The organism is Streptomyces cyaneofuscatus, assembly GCF_042718795.1.
In the GTDB taxonomy this organism is placed as follows: Bacteria; Actinomycetota; Actinomycetes; order Streptomycetales; family Streptomycetaceae; genus Streptomyces; species Streptomyces cyaneofuscatus_A.
In genome coordinates this window covers 1-22048 of record NZ_JBHXOX010000048.1, presented here as the reverse complement: position 1 = coordinate 22048, position 22048 = coordinate 1, and the positions used below count along the sequence as shown (strand labels likewise).

The 22048-nt window shown below is 67.4% G+C and carries 18 protein-coding genes and 1 pseudogene; 12 read left to right on the top strand and 7 right to left on the bottom strand.

The annotated features are described in order from the left end of the window. Positions 1-29: 29 nt before the first annotated feature. Positions 30-965 (bottom strand): non-homologous end-joining DNA ligase, encoded by a 936-nt coding sequence (gene ligD, locus ACFWRT_RS35845; protein WP_380955382.1) that lies wholly within the window; start codon positions 963-965, stop codon positions 30-32. A 43-nt stretch (positions 966-1008) separates the two neighbouring features. After that, on the bottom strand, positions 1009-1944 hold the full coding sequence (ku, locus tag ACFWRT_RS35840) for a non-homologous end joining protein Ku (protein ID WP_380955381.1): 936 nt from the start codon (positions 1942-1944) through the stop codon (positions 1009-1011). Between the two features lie 275 nt (positions 1945-2219). Between ku and ACFWRT_RS35835 the strand changes: the two genes are divergently transcribed. Next, complete coding sequence (locus tag ACFWRT_RS35835) at positions 2220-2891, top strand: HNH endonuclease family protein (protein ID WP_380955380.1); 672 nt, start codon at positions 2220-2222, stop codon at positions 2889-2891. A 195-nt stretch (positions 2892-3086) separates the two neighbouring features. Here ACFWRT_RS35835 and ACFWRT_RS35830 read toward each other — a convergent pair whose 3' ends face one another. Both ACFWRT_RS35830 and ACFWRT_RS35825 read right to left on the bottom strand, forming a co-directional pair. Continuing rightward, positions 3087-3431 (bottom strand): hypothetical protein, encoded by a 345-nt coding sequence (locus tag ACFWRT_RS35830; RefSeq protein ID WP_380955378.1) that lies wholly within the window; start codon positions 3429-3431, stop codon positions 3087-3089. Between the two features lie 106 nt (positions 3432-3537). Then, the gene (locus ACFWRT_RS35825) at positions 3538-3843 is read right to left on the bottom strand and encodes a hypothetical protein (RefSeq protein WP_380955376.1); all 306 of its coding nucleotides are present in this window, start codon (positions 3841-3843) and stop codon (positions 3538-3540) included. Positions 3844-4178: 335 nt separating this feature from the next. Between ACFWRT_RS35825 and mobF the strand changes: the two are divergent. The 7 genes and pseudogenes from mobF to ACFWRT_RS35790 all read left to right on the top strand — a co-directional run. Then, a pseudogene (gene mobF / locus ACFWRT_RS35820) lies at positions 4179-4892 on the top strand (MobF family relaxase); the annotation flags it as partial. 94 nt (positions 4893-4986) lie between these two features. After that, positions 4987-6087, top strand: a complete 1101-nt coding sequence (locus ACFWRT_RS35815; RefSeq protein ID WP_380955399.1) for a relaxase domain-containing protein — start codon at positions 4987-4989, stop codon at positions 6085-6087. 124 nt (positions 6088-6211) lie between these two features. Next, entirely contained in the window at positions 6212-6409 is a 198-nt protein-coding gene (locus ACFWRT_RS35810; protein ID WP_380955375.1) for a hypothetical protein, read from the top strand. 803 nt (positions 6410-7212) lie between these two features. Further along, on the top strand, positions 7213-7641 hold the full coding sequence (locus ACFWRT_RS35805) for a hypothetical protein (protein ID WP_380955374.1): 429 nt from the start codon (positions 7213-7215) through the stop codon (positions 7639-7641). Positions 7642-7848: 207 nt separating this feature from the next. Continuing rightward, positions 7849-8940, top strand: coding sequence for a replication-relaxation family protein (locus ACFWRT_RS35800; protein ID WP_380955372.1), 1092 nt, complete (start codon positions 7849-7851; stop codon positions 8938-8940). Positions 8941-9702: 762 nt separating this feature from the next. After that, positions 9703-10212, top strand: coding sequence for a hypothetical protein (locus tag ACFWRT_RS35795; protein ID WP_380955371.1), 510 nt, complete (start codon positions 9703-9705; stop codon positions 10210-10212). A 147-nt stretch (positions 10213-10359) separates the two neighbouring features. Beyond that, entirely contained in the window at positions 10360-10923 is a 564-nt protein-coding gene (locus ACFWRT_RS35790) for a P-loop NTPase family protein (RefSeq protein WP_380955369.1), read from the top strand. A 128-nt stretch (positions 10924-11051) separates the two neighbouring features. Here the strand turns inward: ACFWRT_RS35790 and ACFWRT_RS35785 are convergent, their stop codons facing one another. Continuing rightward, positions 11052-11975, bottom strand: a complete 924-nt coding sequence (locus tag ACFWRT_RS35785; protein ID WP_380955368.1) for a hypothetical protein — start codon at positions 11973-11975, stop codon at positions 11052-11054. A gap of 255 nt (positions 11976-12230) precedes the next feature. After that, complete coding sequence (locus ACFWRT_RS35780; RefSeq protein ID WP_380955366.1) at positions 12231-15143, bottom strand: NACHT domain-containing protein; 2913 nt, start codon at positions 15141-15143, stop codon at positions 12231-12233. A gap of 123 nt (positions 15144-15266) precedes the next feature. On the opposite strand from ACFWRT_RS35780, the gene ACFWRT_RS35775 reads away from it, so the two are divergent. The 4 genes from ACFWRT_RS35775 to ACFWRT_RS35760 all read left to right on the top strand — a co-directional run bounded on the left by ACFWRT_RS35775 (position 15267) and on the right by ACFWRT_RS35760 (position 19031). Next, entirely contained in the window at positions 15267-15476 is a 210-nt protein-coding gene (locus ACFWRT_RS35775; RefSeq protein ID WP_380955364.1) for a hypothetical protein, read from the top strand. Between the two features lie 125 nt (positions 15477-15601). Next, positions 15602-15787: a hypothetical protein gene (locus ACFWRT_RS35770; RefSeq protein ID WP_380955363.1), complete on the top strand. Its 186-nt coding sequence runs from the start codon at positions 15602-15604 to the stop codon at positions 15785-15787. A gap of 102 nt (positions 15788-15889) precedes the next feature. Beyond that, entirely contained in the window at positions 15890-16663 is a 774-nt protein-coding gene (locus ACFWRT_RS35765) for a hypothetical protein (RefSeq protein WP_380955362.1), read from the top strand. A gap of 184 nt (positions 16664-16847) precedes the next feature. Continuing rightward, positions 16848-19031, top strand: coding sequence for a serine/threonine-protein kinase (locus ACFWRT_RS35760; RefSeq protein WP_380955360.1), 2184 nt, complete (start codon positions 16848-16850; stop codon positions 19029-19031). Positions 19032-19067: 36 nt separating this feature from the next. Here the strand turns inward: ACFWRT_RS35760 and ACFWRT_RS35755 are convergent, their stop codons facing one another. Further along, positions 19068-21470 carry a DEAD/DEAH box helicase gene (locus tag ACFWRT_RS35755; protein WP_380955359.1) on the bottom strand — a complete coding sequence of 801 codons (2403 nt, stop codon included), beginning with the start codon at positions 21468-21470 and terminating at the stop codon, positions 19068-19070. Positions 21471-22048 lie beyond the last annotated feature (578 nt).

Sequence of the window (22048 nt, the reverse complement as noted above, 5' to 3'; positions counted from 1 at the left end):
TCGAACATGCGAGTTCAGGGCGCGTAATTTCAGCCAGCCAGGTCGTTGGGTGCGAGGTCGGGGCGTAGTCGGTGCCAGGAGGGGTGGCGCAGGCGCCCGGCACGGGTGCGGGAGGTGTAGCGGACTTCGCCGACGAGCTGGGGGAGTACCCACCGGGCTCCGGTCACCGGCGGTATCTGGGCAAAGGGGCAGGCGTCGATGGCCGCGGCCTGGAGAAGTTCGGCGAGGCGGGCGCGTTCGGCCTCGCTCCAGCCGGTGCCGACGCTGCCCGCGTATTGCAGCAGCCCGTCGTGCCACTCGCCGACCAGGACGGCCCCGGGCAGGCCGGTCAGCCGTCCTCGTCCGGGAACCCACCCGCCGATCACGACGTCGGCCAGTCGGTGGACCTTGATCTTCACCCAGGTCTTCGAGCGTGCCCCGGGCTCGTACCGGGAGGTGAGCCGTTTCGCGATCAGCCCCTCCAGCCCGGCCTCCCGGGCCATCTCCCACGCCTCAGCCCCATGCCCAGTGATCGCCGCAGGCGTCGACCAGGCAGGCCCGGCCAGCCCGAGACCTTCCAGCAGCGCCCGTCGCTCCGCGTACGGCAGTTGGGTCAGGAGCCGGCTGTCGAGGTGCACGACGTCGAAGAGCATCAGGTGCGCGGGCACCCGGCTCGCCATCCGTGCGGCCTTCGCGGGAGAGCCGGTCAGCCCCATTCGCTGCTGGAGGCGCTCGAAGTCGCTGCGGCCCTGCCTGTCGAGCGCCACGATCTCCCCGTCCAGCACGGCGCTCCGCGCGCCGATGGCTACGGCGAGGGGGAGGAGCTCGGGGTAGGCGGCGGTGATGTCCGTACCCGAACGAGCGCGCAGGAGGATCGTGCCGTCGCCCGGCAGGTAGACCATGGCCCGCTGGCCGTCCTGCTTCACCTCGAACGCCCACTGGTCCTCCACCCCCGCCGAGGGCAACGGGCCGGGTGTTGCGAGCATCGGCTCGATCCTCGGCAGCACGGCACCAGCAGCACTGGGAGGGTCAGGATGCACTGCGCTTCTTCGCGGCCGTCTTCTTCGCCGTCTTTGTCGACGCCGTGGACTTCTTCGAGGCGGTCGTCTTCTTCGCCGGTGTCTTCCTGGCGGTCTTCTTCGACGGTCGCATCTCGTGCACGGTGGCGTCCTCGCCATCTTCGCCGCGGGACTCCTTCGCGGCCTTGACGGAGGCGTTCAGGGCGGCCATCAGGTCCACGACCTCACCCTTCTCCTTCCCCTCGTCCTCGGCCGGGGCGGGTAGGGGCTTGTCCTCCGCCTTCGCGGCGATGATGTCCTCCAGGGCCTCGCGGTACTCGTCGTGGAAACCGGACAGGTCCTCGATCGTCATCCGCTCGGCCAGCTCCAAAGCCTGCTCGATCTCCTCCTCGCCGACCTCGACCTCGCGTGGAGCCAGCTCCTGCGGGCTGCGGACCTCGTCGGGCCACTTCATGGAGTGCAGCACGATCGCCCCTTCGCGGATCCGCAGCAGGCCCAGGCGCTCGCGTCCGTGCCACGCGAACTTCGCCACCGCGACCTTCGAGGACCGCTCCAGGGCTTTGCGCAGCAGGGTGTAGGGCTTGGCGGCGACCTGTCCGTCGGCAGCCAGGTAGTAGGAGTCGCTGATGCGGACCGGGTCGATCGAGTCGGCGTCGACGAACGCGGCGATCTCGATCGCCTTCGCTGTCGGCAGCGGCATCTGCTCCAGCTCCTCGTCCGTCACCGGTACGGTTTCGTCCTTCGCGATCTCGTAACCCTTGCCGATCTCGTCCTGGGACACGACCTCACCGTCGAGCTCGCACACCTTCCTCGTCCGCACCCGCCCCATGTCTGCAAGGTGCACCCGGTGGAAGTGGACGTCATGGTCTTCGGTTGCGGACACGATCTTCACCGGGATCGTGACCAGCCCGAAGCTGATGGCACCGGCCCACAACGGTCGCGGCATCTCTTCCACCTCCAGTGCCCTTGCGCCGCTGCTCGGCGAGGGAAGGGTCGGGTACGCCCGGTCGGAAGCACCGGGTCGGCTACGTACTCCTGATCCTCACGCTTGGCAGGTCTGCCCGCATTCCCACTCCACCGTCGGCAGCAGGGGAAGGCTCGCGTCCTGGCACCCTGGGGGTGAGCGCGGAAGCGTTCCTGCGGTGAACCTTCTCGCCCGCGTGGGTGACCCCGGGGACCTTGGCTTTCGTCGCAGGTCGGTGGAGCCGATACACAGCGGTGGTGATCAAGAACATCGCGCTCGGATTCAGCGCACTCTCCCTTGCCCTCCTTCCCCTTCTCTCGGCCCCCGCCGCGCAGGCCGCACCCTCACCCGAAGTGACGACGCTGGCCGACGCGGTCGGCCTGGTGAAGGTCACCGAGGAGGACCGCACCGGCTACACCCGCACCAAGTTCAAGCACTGGAACAGTGGCGACGACTCGGGCGACGGGTGCAACACCCGCGCCGAGGTCCTCATCGCCGAGGCCGTCGTCGCGCCGACGGTGGAGGCTGGCTGCAAGCTGACCGGCGGCACCTGGGTGAGCTACTACGACGGCCAGGAGGTCGTCTCCGCCGGCTCCCTGGACATCGACCACATGGTCCCGCTCGCGGAGGCGTGGGACTCCGGTGCGTCGGCCTGGACGCCGGCGCGGAGGGAGGCGTACGCGAACGACCAGGGCGCGGATGTCTCCCTGGTCGCGGTGACCGCACGCACCAACAGGTCGAAGAGCGACCAGGACCCGGCGGACTGGATGCCGCCGTCATCGGAAGCCCAGTGCCGGTACGTAGGTGAGTGGGTGTCGACCAAGCTCCGCTGGCAGCTCACCGCGGACGACCGCGAGCTCGAAGCGCTGAAGGTATTCGCTGAGGGGCCGTGCGAGGACACCATCGTCCGCTACACCTCGGTCGCCTGACCTGTACGTTCCCTCTCTCGTGAGGAATGCCGGGAGTGGCGTCGGGTCCTGCCCTTGCTGGAAGCAGGGCAGGACCCGACGGGTGCGGAAGACCATGCGGACCCGCTGTTCGGACATCGGTAGTTGGCAGATGAGAAAATCCCGGATGATCTGGATTTTCTCCAGAGGGGGCGCACCCGGGCCCAGATGCGCGGATCAGGGTGCCTCGGGAGCTTCGTGCTGGTGCTTCAGCTGCATCCGCGCATCGACAACCTGGCCCTGCTCCACCTGCTCCCAGAACGGGTGCGTCGACACGGTGATGCTTAGCTCCAATAGTTCGGCCTGGAACCGTGCCACCTCAGCGTGCTGCTCCTCGGTGTAGCCGGGGCTATCCAGTTTCGAGGACCGGAAGCCGGAGTGCAGCTGCTTCTCCGCCTCCCAGCCGGGCAAGGCCTCCGCCGACCACGGCAAGGTTCGGGCGTATTCCTCGTAGGCGGCACGGCTGCGATGGAGGGCGAGCTGGGTGTCGCGGAGGTCTGAGGGGAAGTCGTACGTGGCCACCCCTTACCAGTACAAATGTTCGAATTCGAGGTACCAGGTCACGCGCCGTGAACTGCGCGGACTCCATCCGAACGGATGCGATAGCGCAGGTGCTTCCTGCCGTTGCTCATGGGCCGATGAGGATGTCGTGGGTGTCGATGCGGCGCCAGATGACGTGCGGTGTGCCGGGACGAACCTCGGTCCCGTACTCGAACGTGGCGCGTCCTGCGGGGCCGGTGCCCATGGACCAGGTGAGTTCGTAGACGCCCGGGGTACGGCGCACGCCCTTGATGCGGAGTCCGGGGCGGAACTGGCTGCCGGTGCGCAAGTCGTCGACGAAGGCCGCCACGGTCCGGCGGAAGCGGCGGCGCTGCGCCGGGGTGAGGCGGCCTAAGCCGGTGGTGAAGCGGGGCAGCGTTTCGTAGGTCGGCACGTCGGTCCTCCAGGCAGCAAGAAGCCCCCGGCGCTGCCGGGGGCGAGAGTGGGTGACGTGGTGCTGGGTGCGGCGTCCTTGGCCGCTGGGTGGGGGAGCAGTTCGTAGTAGGGCCCTCGTTGACGCTGGAGGCGTCTACTTGAGGTTTCGTGGTGTGTGAGGCTGGTGTGGCGGGGTGTCCGCGCAGCATTTGCATGGCCGGGTGGTGTCCGCCGGGCGGGCGCGGCGCCGCTGGAAGTGCCCGCCGGACAGGATCGGCTGTGAAGTTCCGGTGAACCCTCCCGTCCCACGGGATCGGGCTTTTATGCAGTTCAGAGCTGGTGTCCTCTGTGCGGATGCTGAGTGTCGCGAAGGTCCAGAGGCGCAACGCCTGGCGCTACTACGTACGCGGAGTCGCCTTCGGGGACGGCCGCCGCCCGGTCTGCCAGTCCCTCAAGGCCGCCCAGGAGCTGGCCGGCCTCCCGCCGGGACGGTGGTTGGGGCGCGGCCTGACCGCGCTCGGGCTCACCGCGGGCGCGGAGGTGTCCGAGCGGCAGATGGAGCTGACCTTCGGTAAGGGCCGGCACCCGGACGCAGACCGCATCGAGCAGCACCTCCTGGACGACGGCGTCGGTCCGGCCGCCGCGCGGCGGGCGACCGTGCTCGGGCAGCCGATCGAGGAGATCGAGGCCCGCAATCAGACCCCGCTGCTCGCCCTCGACTTCACCTTCCGCCCGCAGGCGTCCCTGCACGTGCTGTGGGCGCTGGGCGACGCCCACACCCGCCGCGTCATCGAGCGGGCGCACGAGCGGGCCATCGACAGGGCACTGCGATGGATCGAGGACGACGTCGCCGAGACCCGGTGGTCGTCGGGCCGCGGCCGTGCGAAGACGCCGGCCTTGGTGGTCGCAGCCTTCCGGCACTTCGAGAATCGCGATGGCTTCCCGCTCCTGCATGAGCACTGCTTGGTCCTCAACCGCGTGCAGCGCCTGGACGCTGACGGTGATCCGGTGTGGGGTGCGCTGGACACCCGCCGCCTCTACCGCCACGTGGTGGCCGCCGGGACGCTCTACACCCTCGCGATGACGACCGAGGTGTGCGAGGAGCTCGGGTTGGCGACGGTGCCCCGGGAGGTGACGCCGGGCCTGCGCCCCGTCATGGGAGATCGCGGGTGTCGACTCCGAACTCATCGACTGGTCGGCCACCCGCCGCCAGCAGATCGAGGACGTCCTGGAGGGCCTGACCTACCAGTACGCGCAGGAGCACGGGCGGCTGCCCGGCGAGCAGGCCCGGCACGGTATGGGGTGGTGGGCGGCGCAGGACACCCGCCGGGAGAAGAAGACCCCGCGCCCGCTGGAGCAGCTGCTCGCGTGGTGGAAGGCGTCCGCACTGCTGAAGTTCGGCAAACAGATGGTCGGCGGGCTCCTGAACCGCTGCCGCGCAGCGGGCGCGGCGATCCGGGCCCGAGTGGACCCGCACGTCGACGTCATGCTCGCCGCCGTCGACGTCGCCGCGGTCGTCTTCACCGTGCGCGGCAAGTTCGCCCGCCGCCACATCCTGGCCGAAGCGCGCCGGCACCTGCTGGAGACCCTGCGCGGCCGCGAGTTCACGCGCGGCCTGGACGACTACATCGCCAGCCGCGCCCTGTCCGACCACGGCCGCCAGACCACCGACCCCCAGCCCGACCGCCAGGCCCCGGCCGCCGACCAGATCTTCTACACCGCCGACTTCACCGCACCCGATCCCTGGTTCATCGCCGGCACCGACGGCACGCCGCCCCGGGAGTCGTCCCGCTACGAACGGGCCCGGGTCGCCAGCCTCGCCGTACGCAACGCGATCCGCGCCGCCCGCACCGCATCCGCCGGGCAGGCCGACGCCCCGGCCGCGACGTCGGCCGCCGCGCGTACGGACGACCAGCACCACGACCCGGCGTCATCCCCGCCGCACGCCGTCGACCACCCCGACCGGGACGCGACCCTCACCCCGGCGCAGCAGGCCGCCGCCATCCACGCCCAGCAGCAGGCCGCGATGCCCGAGGAATACCTCGGTGGCCGCACGACCGACGCGGGGACGTGGCTGCGCACGCCGAAGAACCTGGAACGGCTCGCCGCCTTCACCCGCGCCTCCGCCGCCCGCCGCCGCACCTACGAGGACACCAAGCCCCCGGCCGCGCTCGACGCCCCCGCCGCCGACGGCAACCGCCAGGAGCACGAGCAGCAGCACCAGCACCCCGGCCACGGCCAGGGCCCCGGTCCCCGGCCGTAACCGCCCGACGGGACGCACATCGAAGCCACCGCACCAGCCCCCGAGCACGCCCCGGCGCCCCGGCCCCGCAGACACCAGGGCGCGGCGAGAGAACGGAGACCGCCCCCATGACGAGGAGGAACCCATGGCCGACCTGATCCTGATACACCTCTCGCCGAAGCAGCGCGAGCGCCTGGAGCACCTCGCCGACGCCAGCCGGCTGCGGACGGCGCTGTACCCGCCGCCGAAGCCGCGGCCGTCGGTCCGGCGCCGCTCCCGGCAGTACCCCGGCGGCCGGCCGAACCCGTGGCGCACCCCGCGCCTGCGCCACCGCCGGGGCTGAGTGGACACGGTGGACCCCACCGCGCCGCGCTCGGAGGGAGTGGACGCCACGGGGGTGCGGATCGAGCGGTCCACTCAGTGCGCTCCACCCGGTGCGGGAGGGCGGAACACCCCAACATCCGGAGCGGTGGGCGGTGCATCGGGCGCACCGGTGTGGCCGCCGACGATGCCGAGCACTCCCGCCGCACCGGTGCGCCGCACCGCACGGTCCACTGGCACGCGTCGGAGTGGCCGCCACTCCCGTCCGTTCCACTCGATGTGTGTACAGAGGGTGACGGAGCATCGGATGCGGTGCAGTCGATGCACCCCCCTTGACCAGGTGTGCCGCCGGATTCCACCCAGCCCATCGGATGGAAAGCAACCCTTGTCCACCCACGAGTCTCGGCGTGATCATCGACGTTTCCCCTTGACACACTCCGCCGCCACCACGGAGACGCCCAGCACCGTGCCCTTGATGCCCGGTGTGGGAGGGGAGACTTCTTCGTCACGGCGCACCGCGCACCGTCACCGTCCGTAAGGCGGGTGCGTGGTGCGGAGGATGCCGTGCATCGCCGCATCGCGGTGCGTTCCACCGGGTGGGAGTGCGCAGCATCGTCCGCACCGAGTGGAGAGTGGAGGCCATCGCGAAGCGCACCAGGTGCGGGTGGAGTCCACTCGGTGTGCTCCACCGGGTGGGGGAGTGCGTTCCATCGCGCGCAACTCAACGCACCATGCGCGCCAGTCCGCACCCGCGCGCCACCGCCCGGGCCCTCCAGCGGGCGTGGCGCGCGCGGTCCCGCAGACGTCAGCCTCTACGGTCCGCGCGTGGGACAGAACCCGGCACAGAAGGCCGCTCAGGCGGCAGGTGGGCAGCAGCCGAAGAAGCGGCCCGGCAAGGCGCAGCGCGAGGCGTCTCTGCGGGCGCAGGCGGCGAGGAAGAAGGCCGCTGGCGGGAAGCCGGCCGTGAAGAAGGCGGTGGCCAAGAAGACGGTGCCGCTGCCGCGCGGGTCGCTGCGGGCCGCGTACGGCGGCACCTGCCAGGCCTGCTTCAAGGACTACGCCAAGGGCGAGGTCATCACGAAGGCGACCGAGGGCTGGGCACACCCCGGCTGCGCGCCCCGGAGACTGTCGGCGGCGGAGCGGGAGTTCGCCCGGAACAAGGCGAGGATCGAGAGCGGCGAGACATTCCGGGGCCAGAAGCCCTCGGACTGGCGGCGCGGAGCCTCACCCTCCAGTACGCGCCCCGCCCGCTGAGCCCGGCCTGCCGGTGTGGCGTCAGCCACGGACAAACCGGGACAACGAAAGGTGGTCCAGGGACGTACCGGGCACCGGTGACGGTCGGGCGTCAGACCGCGGACAAGGGGTGACCTCGCACGGTGGCTCCGGCCCGTACGCACTTCCGCGTACGGGCCGGACCTGTCACCGATCCGGCCGCGACGGCCGGAGAATCCCGAGGATCCGATGACCTCCGCACCCGACCCGCGCACCCGCCCGGCCCCGGCGGACACCACCACGACAGCAAGCCCCACGGCGAGCCCTGCGGCAGGCCCCGCACCCAGCCCCGCAGCCATCGGCCGCCGCCTGAGCGTTGTTGCTGATCAGACCACTGATTCGCCTGCCCCGGCCGGTTGCAACTCCTCTTCTCCGCGTACTGATGTACTTGGAGAAGCGTCCCGGCCCCGTAAGGCCGCAGTCGCGAAGGCCGGAGCGGAACTCCGCGGCGAGGTCCTGCTCACCCTCGCCCAGCTGCGCCTTGCCACACCCCGCCAGCTCAAGGCGCTGCTGCTGCCGCACCAGCAGGACACCGACCACGTACGCCGGGCGCTGCGTAACCTGCTGGAGTCCCCGGCTTTGGTCGGCCGGACCAACCGCGCCCAGCAGAGCTACTGGCACTGCACCCCGGCCGGCCTCGCCGAAGCGGCGGCCTCCGGTGAGCTCGCACCCACCACCGGCCGGACCACGGGTAAGCGCATCGCCGCGAGCAGGACCGGCCTCCGGGAGCACGGCCTGGCCCTGGTCGACACCGTCATCGCCTTCCACCAGGCGCAGCTCGCCGATCACGCGGACTGGCGGGTGGAGGTACCCCACCCCACCCCAGCAGGGAACCTGCTGCCCGACGGCGTGGTGCTCCTGGCAGACGGTTCCAGCGCGTTCGTGGAGATCGACCGCACCATGTCCTACGCCCGCCTGATCGCCAAACTGGAACGCTACGACGCCTACCGGGGCGCCCCGGTAGCCGGGCGCGGGAACGCCGCCCGCCCGCCGCGCTCGCACTGGCAGGAGAACTACGCCGGGCCGTCCCTGGAGCGTCCGTTCCCGCCGGTGCTGTTCGTCTTCGCCCCGGCCCGGCGCCGCGCGGACCCGGACACGAGAGAAGCCGCCTTCCACGAGCGGGCCGGCCGCGTGGGGAGCGTGGGCTACCGGCTCACCGTGGCGACCACGACCCTGGCCCTGCTGATGGAGCACGGGGCGGGCAGGTCGGTGTGGCGGGTCGTCGGCAACCACCGGGGTGAGGAACGCCGGACCCTGGCCGCACTGCCGAAGGCGCGATGAGTACGGCGGGTCCGGCCGGTCTTCTCGCAGGCCGGACCCACCGCCGCCGGCCAGGCGACCGCGTTCCATAGGGAGGGCGGCGTTGGAACGCTGTGACCAGGCATTTTCCAACACGGCGCCGCTCGTTGGAACGCGGTCTGCCATGGGTGGGGAGGTGCCGTACCAGCGGAGAGACGGTCCGGCTTCCATCCGCTCGGTCCCGTTGGAACGGGCGAGGGCTCGTCACCCAGGTAGGGCCAAGCCCTGGTCGGGGCTCCCCCGGATCCGCCTCATTCAGGGGCCGGTTTTTGAAACCGGCCCCCGATTCCTGCAGATCAGTCAGCCAGAAGTCTCTGCGTCGTCGGTCAGAGCTCCGGCCCCGAGGGCCCGACGGGTGCCCAGGGCGCGAGGGAGATGGGACCCGACGACGCCGCGCTCCCGCAGTTCGTGAAGGTCCGGCAGGCGTGTGCCGGGGAGCGCATCGAGGATGTCGGCCTCAGCCGCGCGGATGCTGCTGGGCGCGGGGGCCTGGGGTCCTGCGCCAAGGACGCGGCGAGTGGTCACGGAGCTCATCGTACGAGCGTGCACCGCCGACAGCTGACCGTAAGCGGGACATAGGAATAGCCCTCCGGCGTCATGGCCGCCCAGAGGCAGGAGCCGCCTGGGCGCGGGATGTTGCGTTGTATCTGGCCGGCGCCCTGGCGCCCCTTTCGGCGCCGTGGAACGGCACCGGATCGAGAGCCGGGGGGAGCATCGTCAGGTATCTCCTGTAGACCTGGCGACATGAAGCTCAACGACCTCGGCCCGCTGATGGCCCGCCGCCTAGACGGCGGCCTCAGCTTCAACCGATTCCGCTCCGACCCGGCACTGGCCGCCCTGCATTGGCCGGACGACGTCCTGGAGCAGTTCCTCTTCGAGCATGGCGACAACGGCGCCTTCGTGCACGACTACGGCACCATCGACCTTCGGCACATCACCTGGCAGCTGGAGACCATCCCCGCTGCGGACTTCCACACCATGCCGACAGGGAAATCCGACGTCGGCTGCATCGAGAGCTACGCCGCCCATCCGGTGCACTGGGTCGCGGTCCGGCCCCCAGAAATCAGCCGGCACTGGGAAGAGCACGGGACCTGGCTGCGACCGCCGCTCCTGATCGACCGGCGCCTCCTGGACCCGGTGGACAATGGACTGCAGGTCCTCGAGGGACGTACACGCGTCGGCGTCCTGCGCGGCCGCGTCCGCGAGCAGCTGCGCGTCGCCCCCAACCACCACGCATGGGTAGGACGTCCGTAGAGGCGAACGTGCTCGCTGCGTACGCTGCGGGCATGAAGGCGATCTTGCGGAGGGGTGCTGATGACTGAGAAACCCGTCTGTGCCCACCGCTCATCGGGATACGGCGACACACGACAAACGGTTGCTTTGGGGCTGGGATGAGCATCCGTGACTGAGGCCGCCCAGAACACCGTGGGCACCAAGGACACACGTCTGATCGTGGTCCGCGGGAACAGCGCCTCGGGCAAGTCGTCCGTCGCGGCCGGTCTGCGCGAGAAGTTCGGCCGCAACCTCGCCATCGTGGGCCAGGACAACCTCCGCCGGATCGTGCTCCGCGAACGCGACCGGCCCGGCGGCGCCAACATCGGGCTGATCGACCTCACTACCCGCTACGCCCTGGACAACGGCTTCCACGTAGTCGTCGAAGGCATCCTGTACGCCGACCGCTACGGACCCATGCTGCAGGACCTGGTGCGCGCCCACCGCGGTGTCTCACGCTGCTACTACCTCGATGTGCCGTACGCGGAGACGGTGCGACGGCACGCGACGAAGCTGGATGCCGAGTACCTCCAGCAGGTCACCTCCGATCACCTCAGCGACTGGTACCGGGCCAAAGACCTGCTACCCGGCGCCCTGGAGACCGTCATCGGGGCGGACAGCTCCCTGGAGGACACCGTCGCGCAGATCCTGCACGAGAGCGGGCTGGACGAGATCGCCCCGATTGACCGCTGAGGCCGCAACCGGCCCCCTGCTCGCCGCACGAACCGGTGACGGGGCTGGCCCGACCCAGTCTGTGCCGCGCGGCCGTGCAGGACGGGTGCCGACCAGGAGCCCAGCGCGTCCGCCGGCTCTTGGCACTGTCACCCGTTGCTGTGGTTTCCCAGCGCGTGGCGTGCTGCGGAAAGGAACGTCCTACGGGTCTCGGTCAGGCGAGTGGACTGGCCCGTCATGTAGTCGAGGACGGTGACCCGGCCCTCGTGGACGGCATCGCGCAACAAGACAGCAGCTTCTTCGCGTGGCAGGTTGGTTCTCTCCAGGAACTGCACCGCGGTCTCGTACACATGCCGCAGGGCAGTGTAGGCCTCACCAATGGAGTCGTACGGGTGGCCACCTCGCGGTACGTAGTGGCCGAGAGCGCTGATCGTTCCCGGACGGACACCGGGCGGCGCTTCCACAGCTGTATAGGCGTCACGCATGCCGGCGAGACGGACCTGGAGGTCGAGCAGCGCGTTGACCGCATCGGTGACCGGTGTGCTCGACTGCTCCCGCCGTGTGACAGCGTTCCTCTCCTCCACCTGCCTGGCATAGAGGGCACGCCAGGTGCGGGCAGCGAAGCTGCTGCTCAGCGCCGCTTCGGCGATCTCATCGCAACAGGCCACCAGTTCCTGGGCGGCCCCCACCAGTTCCGCGTCGCCCTCCAGCTCCAGGACAGCCAGCGCCCGCTGGAGATCGCGGCTGGCCGGTCGCAGACTGTCCGGTACGCCCGTGCCGTCCAGGACCTGGTCCAGGATCCCGACCAGTTCCCCGATGGCGAGGAGGAACACCGAGCATGCCTCCCGGCGTACGCCGCGCAGCCATTGGTCGTGAGCCGAGTCCGATTGTGCTCGGACCGTGTCCAGCGCGGCTTGATAGGCCGTTTCCGCCTGGCGGAGACCCGCCTGGTGGGTGGCGCCAGCGGTCTGGAGGGCAGCACGGAGCTGCCAGCGCCCGATCAGTAGCGTGCACGGCACCCCCACGACAGCTACCGAGGTGGTGACGACCAGCGCGATCCCTTGTAAGTCCATCGCAGCACATCGTGCCAATCCGCAGCAGGCAGGTCAGGGGAATCAGCACACAGGCCTGACTAGTGTCACCTGTCGAAGGAGGCCGACGGCAAGGGTGCGGAGGGTTGCGATGCTCCATAGCTATGGAGACACAGGATGTGTCTTCGTGCATGAGGCCAAAGTGCAGGCGCTCGCATTGCCCGCGACCACCAGCACGGAAGGCGCGTTCCCCTGCTACGGCTAGAGCTGATATGGCCTAATTTCGGTCGCGCTTGATCAGGCGCCCGTCTCTCGGGGACGCGGATACCGGTGAATAGCGTCTGCGTCAAATCCCTCTAGGCCGATTACGCTGTTCGCATATTGCAGTGATATGTGCACGCCTTCGATCTGCGTAAGGGGAGTGACGTCGATGATGTCAGGTAAGGCGTTGCGGCAGTGGACGAGCAAACTTTTCAGGTTAGGAAAAATGTCAGGGACAAGATGTAGTTGTGTGTCTGCGTCGATGGGGGACAACTGTAGGTGTGTCACATTTGGCATGGGGGTGGCCTGTGCTAGATCAAACTCGGAGATAACAAGGTCGGTCAGGTTTGGCAGTGAGGAGATTTCTCGCCACTCTGTTGGGGTTGGTCCCGAGTTGATGATCAGAATTTCCAGAAGTTGCCACTTCGAAATTCCCTCTAGCGAGGCATCGATCGTGCGGACTAGTCGCAGTGCGGTTAAGCCCGGAGGTGCGGGCATGTCCTCAAGGCTTTCCCAGGGCAATCGAGTGTAGAGAGATAGGTCGGTGAGTTCTGGTAGGAATGCCAGGGCGTCGAAGGAGGCTTCGTCCGGAAAGCGCAGGAGGCCCAAGGATCTCAGCGGAAGTCCTGCAAGGTCTTCAATGTGAGTGAGTTGGCTACACTCGGATAGGGTGAGTTCCCGCAGGGCAGGGAGCCGGCGTATGAATTGCAAGTCCGTTAGTAATTTTCCATCGTATATTCGTAGTGTTTGGGTATGCTCGGGGGAGAGATGCTCGATCGTTTCCTCATCTGTGAAAGCTTCCTGAAAATTGATGTCAATAATGGGCTTCAGTGCCTGCAACGCGTTGCGCTGGTCATTTGTCTTTACGACCGGGGTTAAACGGTCCTTGAAGGGGTGCAGAATTTCCCGTGCGTAGGGGATAGGGTCGAATTTGTCCCAGCCCTCGGCGAGCCAGTAAGGGGCTGACTCGGAATTGAGTGACTGGGTGAAGTTGCTGAGGAAGGCGTAGGCGTGATCGCCTCCGATGGTGGCGGCAGTCTGGATGACGGCGCTTACTTCGTCATACTCCAGGTCGTCAGGCCCTGGTAGCAGGTCCAGGATGCCTGGTCCGAGCGCGGCAAGACCCGTCGCTTCTTCCGGCGAGCGGGGTGGCATCAGGACACGTGCCCGTTGTTCGACCAGTTTGCGAACGGACGGGTCGATTTCTGTGGCGTACTGCAGGCTGGCAGCTGCCAGGAGGTGAAGTCTGCTGCCGTGCTCAGTCTCGGCGTCACCGCGTTCGATGAGTCGGCGGAGCAGATCAGCGCTTTCGGTGGGGCGGGCGTGAGCGACGGCCATGCGTACGACGTCTTCCCACTGGTCGTCGTGGGCGTTGTTGACGAGTAGAGGGAAGTCGTGGGCTTCGATGGCGGCTTTGGCTCCGAGGTAGTCCTGGAAGGTGCGGTGGACGAAGTCGATGGTGTCCGCTGTGGGCTGGCGCAGTAGTCCGCTGCGGCCGACCAGGTGCGTGAGAACCTGGTCGCCGGTGCCCTGTTCGGCCACGGCCTGCATAGCTGGCAGCGCGTCGCCGATCAGGGCCAGCGCAGTGGCTCGTTCCATCTCGGTTTGGCGGTTGCGGATGAGCCAGTAAGCCAGACGCTGCAGTAGCTGGACGCTCTGGTGTTCGGTGAGCTGGATGCCTTCCGGGCCGTCGATGCTGCGCTCGAGGTCGCGGCGCACGAGCAGCATGGACAGGGCTGCCTCGTACAACTCCATGCGGCTGTGAGGTAGATGACCGCGGCGGTCCCTGTGCAGCGCGCAGATCAAGGCACACATCAAGGGTGTGCTGGACAGTTGCGCCAGATCGCGCTGAGCACGCACGGTGACCTGGAGCGCTGTTTCGAGATCATGTAGCTGTGCTCGCTCGGTCTCGGTCGTAGAACTGTGCCGGGCTGCGGTATGCCACCGGTGAACGAAGACTCCGGTGTCGGCCGCACTCATGGGCCGCACTGACAGTTCGGTGAAGTGCGACGAGGCCAGCCAGCCTTCCGGGACAGCGGACGGACGTGTGGTGACCACGAAGCGTGCGTCCTTGTAGGCCGCCAGAAGCTGCTCGAGCCAGTCCCGCGTGGCGCCGCGGTGCTCTTGAGGAACTTCGTCGATGCCATCGACCAGGACCAGTGCCTCCCCCCTGTCGAGCACGGCATCGGCCCAGCCCTCGGGTTGTGATGCGGCCAAGGGGGTGCCGACCGCAGACAGGAAATCGTGCGGCTCGGGAAGAGGGCCACGCCTCACCAGCGTCCGCAGCGGCAGGACGAAAGGAATGCGCCCCCGCCAGCCCGCCAGTTCCTCCGGCAGCTCATCGCGTGCCGTCGCGACAGCCAGCCACTGCAACAGTGTCGTCTTTCCGCTGCCCGCGAGTCCTCGCAGAAGAACACGGCGGCAGTGGGCCAGCGCGTGCTCCGCACGCTTCACGACGATGGACGGCCGGTTGGCTTCCTCATTGCCCGTAAGCCAGTCTTCCGGCCGCTCTGCCAGTTCCAAGCTCAAGTATGCCGCGTCCAGCGGCCAACGCGCGCGTTCCGGCCGGCTCAGATCCAGCCCCACGACCGTCAGCTGGGAATGCCGCTCCGCCACGTAACGGAGGTACCGCTCCTCAAACGAGGGCTGCTCCTTCGACCGCGTATGCCTACGGGTAACCAACCTCGGATAGTCCCCGCGTGCCTGCGGCACGCGGGAGGCGGCGTTACGTAGTGCCAGCAGAGGTCCCACATCTGTACCCAACGCCTTCGCCAGGGCCACCAGCGTGGCCTCGGAAGGCAACGCCTGACCATTCAGTGCCTGGCTGACCGTTGTCCGCCCCAGTCCGGTCCGCTGCTGCAACCCGCCCATCTGCAAACCACGCTGCACCCTGAGGGTACGCAGCCGAGACGCGAGCTCCGCCAACGGATCCTCGTTCACGTCCCCCATGTCCCGCTTCTCCGTCCTGCAGAGCGACCGTCCTCGTTCATCTTTGTTCACCCCGAACCCCGGCGAACACCGAAACCGCGAAATTCCTTGGTGTCACCTCGTCAACCGTCCCGGGAAGAAGCCATGAACACCTCATCCAGCCACCTGATGCTCCTGGTCCTACTCCTTGCGGTCGTCGCGATCTTCTGCACCCTTGTAGGAGCAGCGGCCGGCAAGCTTGCCCGCATCGAGGGAGCCACCTATGCCAGCGCCCTGCTACGGGGTGCCCTGGCCTTCGCAGGCAGCGCCACCCTCTCCCTGGCACTGCTGACCTTCCTCCTCGCAGCACTATGAAGACGGATGCAGTGCTGCACCTCGACGGACGCACATACGCCGCCGGGCACGACTGCGGTACTCGGTCGCGAGGGACCGGAAGGGGCGGGAGAGGACGGACTACCGGGCCCCGTCGGCATTCCGCTGTGGGTGGGGGCCGAGAGGCTGGTCGGACGAAGGACGGCAACGAGCAGCTGCTGCGCGGGCGGATGAACGGCTACGAACACGACGATCACCCGGGTCCGCTGCTGCACCAGACGTACGCCGCGCTGGTCGGCGGCCTGCTGAGCGGGCTACTGCTTGGCATCACGGGCTGGCGGCCGAGGCGCTGACGTCGCCTTGATGGCCGAGCTGGGGCTGTGGCCGGCAATCCCGGTGATCAGCCGGTCCGAAAAGCATTAGGTCGGCGAACAACGGCTCCCTAGCCTCTCTCTATGACATGGAGCGAGGACGATGGCACGGTCAGCCGGACGTTCGATGACTGGAAGTGGAACGAACGGGAGAACCGTGCCTTCCTGCGGCTCTCCGCCCAGTGGTCGGAGGGTGCCTATAAACAGGCTTGGGAGGAAGCCGAAAATTCCTTTTCTGCACACTTCGATCCCCACCGTCACTACGGGGATGAGCACGTCGATATCTTCGACGATTCGGTCGACGGGCTCTGGCCTCACTCCTATGCCTGGATCACGGAAGCGTCAGTGGTGAGGAACGCCGTTACGGCGTTCGAGGTGTATCTGGAGAAGGCGTTGTTGGAGGCCCTCGGTTCGTCCTTCACAATGGAGGGTAAGAAACACAGCATCAGGCTGGCCGCTCCACGGGGATTCGAGTCGCCGGGATGGAAAACCCTGGTTACTGCCCACAAGATTCTCGGTAGTGACGTTGAGACGGGCGACGTGAGGTGGGCCAGAGAGCTTCGCCATCTTCTGACACACCAGAACGGTGAACTGCGTAGCGAGGACGCATTGGCCCGGTTTCATGACCCGGACGCCGAGCACGACCAGGACGGGATCATCCGGCCCTACGTGGGCGGAAAGGTTCTTCTTGGAGTTCCGCGCGTGCTGCAGATTCTTGAGTCCCTTGCTGCCGTGGTCCGAAAAGCTGATCCGCTGGTATGGGCCCTCTGCTGGTCTCCTGCAGAACGCCGTGCCCGCTGGTCGAACGTTTTGAGAGAGCTGCACAAGCAAAAGTGCATCGTCGTAGAACCTGTGTGAGTTCGATTTCAGGCCTACACGTACGCCAGTGCGACGCCACACCGTCCGTGCTGACGACATTAGCCGGAGTGCATGCGTGCATGTATGCCTTGGGAGGCGAGGCCCCGGACTCCGTTCAGTAGATAGCCTCTTGTCACCCCTGCTCCGTAGAGTAGCTGTGAGGCGCCTGCGACAGGAGAACAACGTGGCCCCCCGCAATGGGATAAACAAGCGTGAGCTGGACAAGTGGGCGAAGAACGTGGTCAAGGAGGCCAGCAAGAGTCTGGAGCAGGCTCAGCGAAGGAACCCTCCTCGAGGGTCTTCCCAGCTCAACACGAACACCAGCGCTGGGTTCGGTCGTGAGGAGATCGAGGGCAGTGGCTACCTGCCCCGCCTCCTGATGTGGCTGGACGTCCACGCGCAGCAGCACCCGGCGGCGTACGTCGACGTTGCTCGGTTCGTTGAGGAGCACCACACGGAGGACGACGAGGACCCGTCCGTCCTCGCTCTTCAGCTGGAGCAGCGTGGCCTGGTGGACATCGCCCGGGACTTTGCAGGCACTCTCAATGCCCACCTCACGGACGAAGGCCGTGTCGCCGTGCATCGTCTGAAGAATCTACAGAAAGATCGCGCCGCCCGGGTCCGATACACGAGCGACGCCTTCCTGGGGTGGCTGTTCGACTCCGCGGGCGACCAGGCTCCGGTCGACCCGGCCCAATTTCTGGCGACACCCGGCTCGTTCTTCGCCGGAGCTCACACCTCCGCAGCCGATCTGCATCAGGCGCTCGCCTACCTGGCCGAGCACAGCCTCATCGAACGCATCGGCACCGATCCGGCCAGGGTCACCGTCACTTCCGAGGGCGCCAGCTGCGTTCTGGCGGGAGACGGCGTGCGAGATCGCATCAGGTCGTTGCGCACCGGAACGATAGATACCGACGCCCTGCCGAGATCCGAGGGCACCATCGTCGGCCAGCGTCAAGGCGCCGCCCAGGTCGTACATGATCGGTTCGGCACCCTCAACGAGGCACCCGGGACGAACATTCAGTCCGCGACTGCGCAGAGCATCCATAAGGAAGTGCCCAGGCAGGCGACGGGCGACCCTAAGGCATATCGGCGCGATAAGTTCCCCCTGCCTGGCAGTAATCAGGCGGACGTTTTCAGGGCCACGCACAAGACGACCGGCATCGTCGTGGCGTTGAAGCAACTGCGCGTAAAGAGCTCTGGGGGTATGAGGGCTGCTCGCATGAAGCGGGAGATCGAGGCTGGGAAGGCCTTGATGGGTCACCGGCATGCCATTCCAATCCTGGACCACGGCGCTGACTACACCTGGTTCGTCATGCCTTGGGCCGACAGCACAGCCGAGGACCACAGGGAGGATCTGCAGGACTCACGGCTTCTGCGGCGGTTGGTCGATGCCCTCATCTCGGTATTGGCCGAGGCTCATAGGCTCGGCTGGGTCCACCGTGACATCAAGCCGCCCAACATCCTTCTGTTGGAGGGGCGGTGGGTGCTCGCCGACTGGGGCACTGTGCGGCGTCCCGCCGGCCAGACTACGAAGGTTGACCGAACACGGTCCGGTATCGGTACGGAAGGCTTTTCCGCACCTGAGCTGTTCTCGAACCCGGACCAGCGGCCTCAGCCGTCCAGCGACATCTACAGCGTCGGCAGGATGATCGCCTGGGCCCTGACCGGCAATATGCCGCTGCCCAACAAGCAGTTGCTCCCCCTGCCCGGTCCCTGGCGCAACATCGTCCGGGCCGCCACGCAGGAAGACCCCTCCCGTCGGCCCCAGAGTGTCGGTGAGCTGGTGGGTCTGATTGAACGGGAACATGCCGAAATGCCGGTAGACCCCCTAGAGCGGGCCGTGACACTGCTCAAGCAGGCCAACAGCGGCGACGGGAGCGCCGCTGACGCCTTTCTCACCCTGCTCACCGACCACGTGGAGGACTTCGAGCTGCATGCCGTCCAGCTTCCGCAGCTCGAAGCCCGCCTCGCCGCCCAAACGCTCGGCAACAACCTTACTTATGCGCAGACAGTCCTGCAGGCCCTTACCGATCACGTCGGCGGCGCGGACACCCGACGGGTTGAGTACATGGAAGCGACTCAAGTGACGGTTTGGCTTCAAAGCGTGGCCGATCACGCAGCCCGGGAACAACAGTGGGACCTGATGGAGGAAGCCATGCAGGCCATGTGCACGTGGGATGGCGCTTGGGACCAGTGGGACGCACGGGATGTGATCGGTCCTTGGCTCAGGTCGCTCAAGGACGATGCTGCTTCCGTTGCAGCAGCAGTTCTACACGACCACTCGGAATCGGCGGAGCACTTCAGCCACTTCGCGGACGACAGGACCGTCGATCCTCGGATCCGCAGGGCCGTGAGCCAGGTGTAGGTCCCTGCGGACCACAGCCGGGCAAGTACACGACTCTCACACTGCCCATTTCAGCCCGAGAGCGGCGAGTACGGCGAGTTGGTCGGGGGTGAGCTTGGCGCGGCGCCCCTTCTGATTCATGACCCAGACCCCGAGCTTCACGACGTGCTCCTGGCCACCGACCTCGACCTCCTCCTCGTGGCCTCTGGGAACGGTCACGGAACCGGTGCGGGCCTTGTACTGCGCCAGCGCCGCCACGCCCCGCTCGAAGGCGCTCACGAGCGCCGTGGACGGCTTCACAGACGCCTCCAGCTCCAGGGTGATCGGTGTGATGCCGAGCTGCTCCAGGCGTTCGCGCTGCCCGCCGGTCAAGGCCTGCCAGACCTCTGGTTTCCGCTGCCGGGCCAGCCACTTGCCGATGTCCATGCCGTGGACCGTGAAGCCGGGCATGACCTCCACCGCGCCGGCGTGGCCTTCTTCGTCGGCCACCATCTCGCGCAGTGCGGCGTAGTGCCGCTGCCACTCCGCCGGCCACGACGGGTTCCAGTCCGCGTCCACGGCCTCCAGCGCCGCCTCCCACTCCGGGTGACCGTCCAGCGCACCCGCGCGGCGCAAATTGCTCAACCACTGTCCTACCGGTCTGGACAGGGCCACTGCGGACCTCGGAGCACAGAGGGTCCAGTACTGGCCGTAGTACGCCTTCGCGGCCTCCAGGTTCTCCTGGAACCGCTCATCGGCCGGGCTCCAGACCATGCCCAGCTTCTCCAGCCGCTGCGCCCGCCTGCCGGTCATCTGCCCCGCCCCGTAGGCCCGTCGCTGTTCTGCGACCCATGTCCCCAGGGGGAAGGCTCCCTCCTTGAACCCGTACGGAACCCGGGCGTGAAGCTCACGCTCCGTGAACGTCTTGAGCGCCGACCAGCCGCGCGCCCAGTCCTGGCGCTCGGTGTCGATGACGTTGAAGGAAATCCAGTCCGCGACCATCACCGGGTCACGCGGAGCCGCAAAACGCAGCAGCAGACGGGATTCATCCTCACCTTCCTCCGGCGGCGAACCGATGTACTCGGACGGCTGCACGACGTCCTTCTGAGGCTCCTGCGGAATCGCGAGCAATTCGATTGCCTCTTCGTCATGAGCGCGCAGACCCTCCAATACCTTCACCAAAGGCCGATACGATCCGGAGGTGAACATGTCTTCCGGCTGCTCCCCAGGCTGGAGAAATACCGGCACAATCAAAGAGGCGACTTTTCCTTGTCCGGGCTTTTGACGCAGCGCCCGGCCGATCGCCTGGACGATGTCGTGCGGAGCGCCTTTGGGGTCCAGGAAGGCCACCGAGTCCACCGCCCGGATATCGACGCCCTCACCCAGCACCCGGCAGTTGCACAGGACAGCCCGCAGTCCCGTGGACCCGAACCCACCCAGAACCCCCCGCCGACGCTCGGGGACGTGCTCGCCGCACAGCCAGTCCGCCCAGATGCGCGCCGGGTACCTCTCGGGCCGATCAGCGTGCAGCCGCTTGGCCACGCGCTCCAGGCCCTCCGCGAACGCCTGCGCCTCTATCGTCCGATGGTGGAAAGTGATGCACGTCTGGAGGTGGTGCTCCGCCATCGTGTGCAGCAACGCCGCCTGCAGCGCCCCGAGCCGCTCACCGCGGACCCTCTCGCTGTGCCGCTCCTCGCTCATCAGCCGCTCCGGGGTGACGACCGGGTCCTGGAGCTCCAGCACGATGATCTGGTACCGCGCCAGCAGCTTCCGCGACACCGCCGACGCCAGCGAGAGCTTATAGAGAACCGGACCGAAGACCTTCTCGTCATCCATGGAGGCCGCCATCTCCCGCGGCAGCGGGTCACGCACCCCCTCCGCGACCTCATGGTTCGGCCGCTCCTCCCAGATCCGCGGCGTGGCCGTCAGGTACAGCCTCCGGTACGAGGGGATGACGCCCTGGTCGTGGACATCGGCCCACGCCTTGCCCATCGAGCCACTTGTCCTGTGGGCCTCATCGACCACCGTCAGGTCCATCGGGGCCAACTGCTGCCCGTAGGCACCCTCGAACGCCTCCGCCAGGACACCCAGGGACGCGTAGGTGGCGTAGACGGTCACGGGCCCCGTGCCGTGCCACAGCGCCAGCTGCACAGGGTTCGTGGTGGAGCGCACCTTGAGGTTCCACAGCTCCGGGTCGTCGGTGAGGCTGCACACCGCAACCGCCGGCCCCGTGTGCCCAGCCTCGTGCCATTCACGGACCGTCTGAGTCAAGAGGTCCAGCGTCGGCACCAGGACCAGAATGCGCCCCTTGGGCACAATCCGCTTTGCCGACACTGCGGCAATGGTGGTCTTTCCCGTTCCGCACGCGGCATGCACCTGTCCGCGCAGGCCATTGACAGGAATTCCATCCAGTGGAACATCGAGACCGCGCACAATGTTCGCAACAGCCTCGGTCTGGTGAGGAAACAGTTTCCTAGCCATTCCCGTGTTCTCCCTTTCGCGGAATGTCGCGCGTAATAAGAATGGAAGGCCCCGGCGCGATGGCGCGGTCCGGGGGTTGTGGTGTGTGGACCCAAACACTACACAGGCATGGTCCGTGATGCATCACCCGCACGCCAACCTTCACCCCCAGGGTGATACATGACCGAATCTCGACCCGATGCGGCCGGTTGTCCTGTATGCTGATGGCGCGCTGATGGCGCATTGATGAGCATCACCGGGCGGTTTCGAGAGTGAGGGGCCAGCTCGACGCCTTCACCTCTGACGTGCTGGGCCTGCGGCGAGGCCGGCACCCGTACAGCCTGACGGCCCGTCACATCCGTTGCAGGGGTGGTGTCCAGGAACCCCAAGCCCTACACAGGCCCGAGCATGATGCACCTCCCCTTGCCGCCAGCCCAGGCGACCGCGCTTGCGCGGGTGCCGCAATGAGCGCTTGCGCGAATTGCATCCCCTCCTGGAATTCCGTTTACGGAATTCCATTCCGGCGCTTGCGCCGGAATTTGAATTGCGCTTGCGCAATTCATTCACTATGACCCGGCTTGCCGGGTCATATCCCGCTC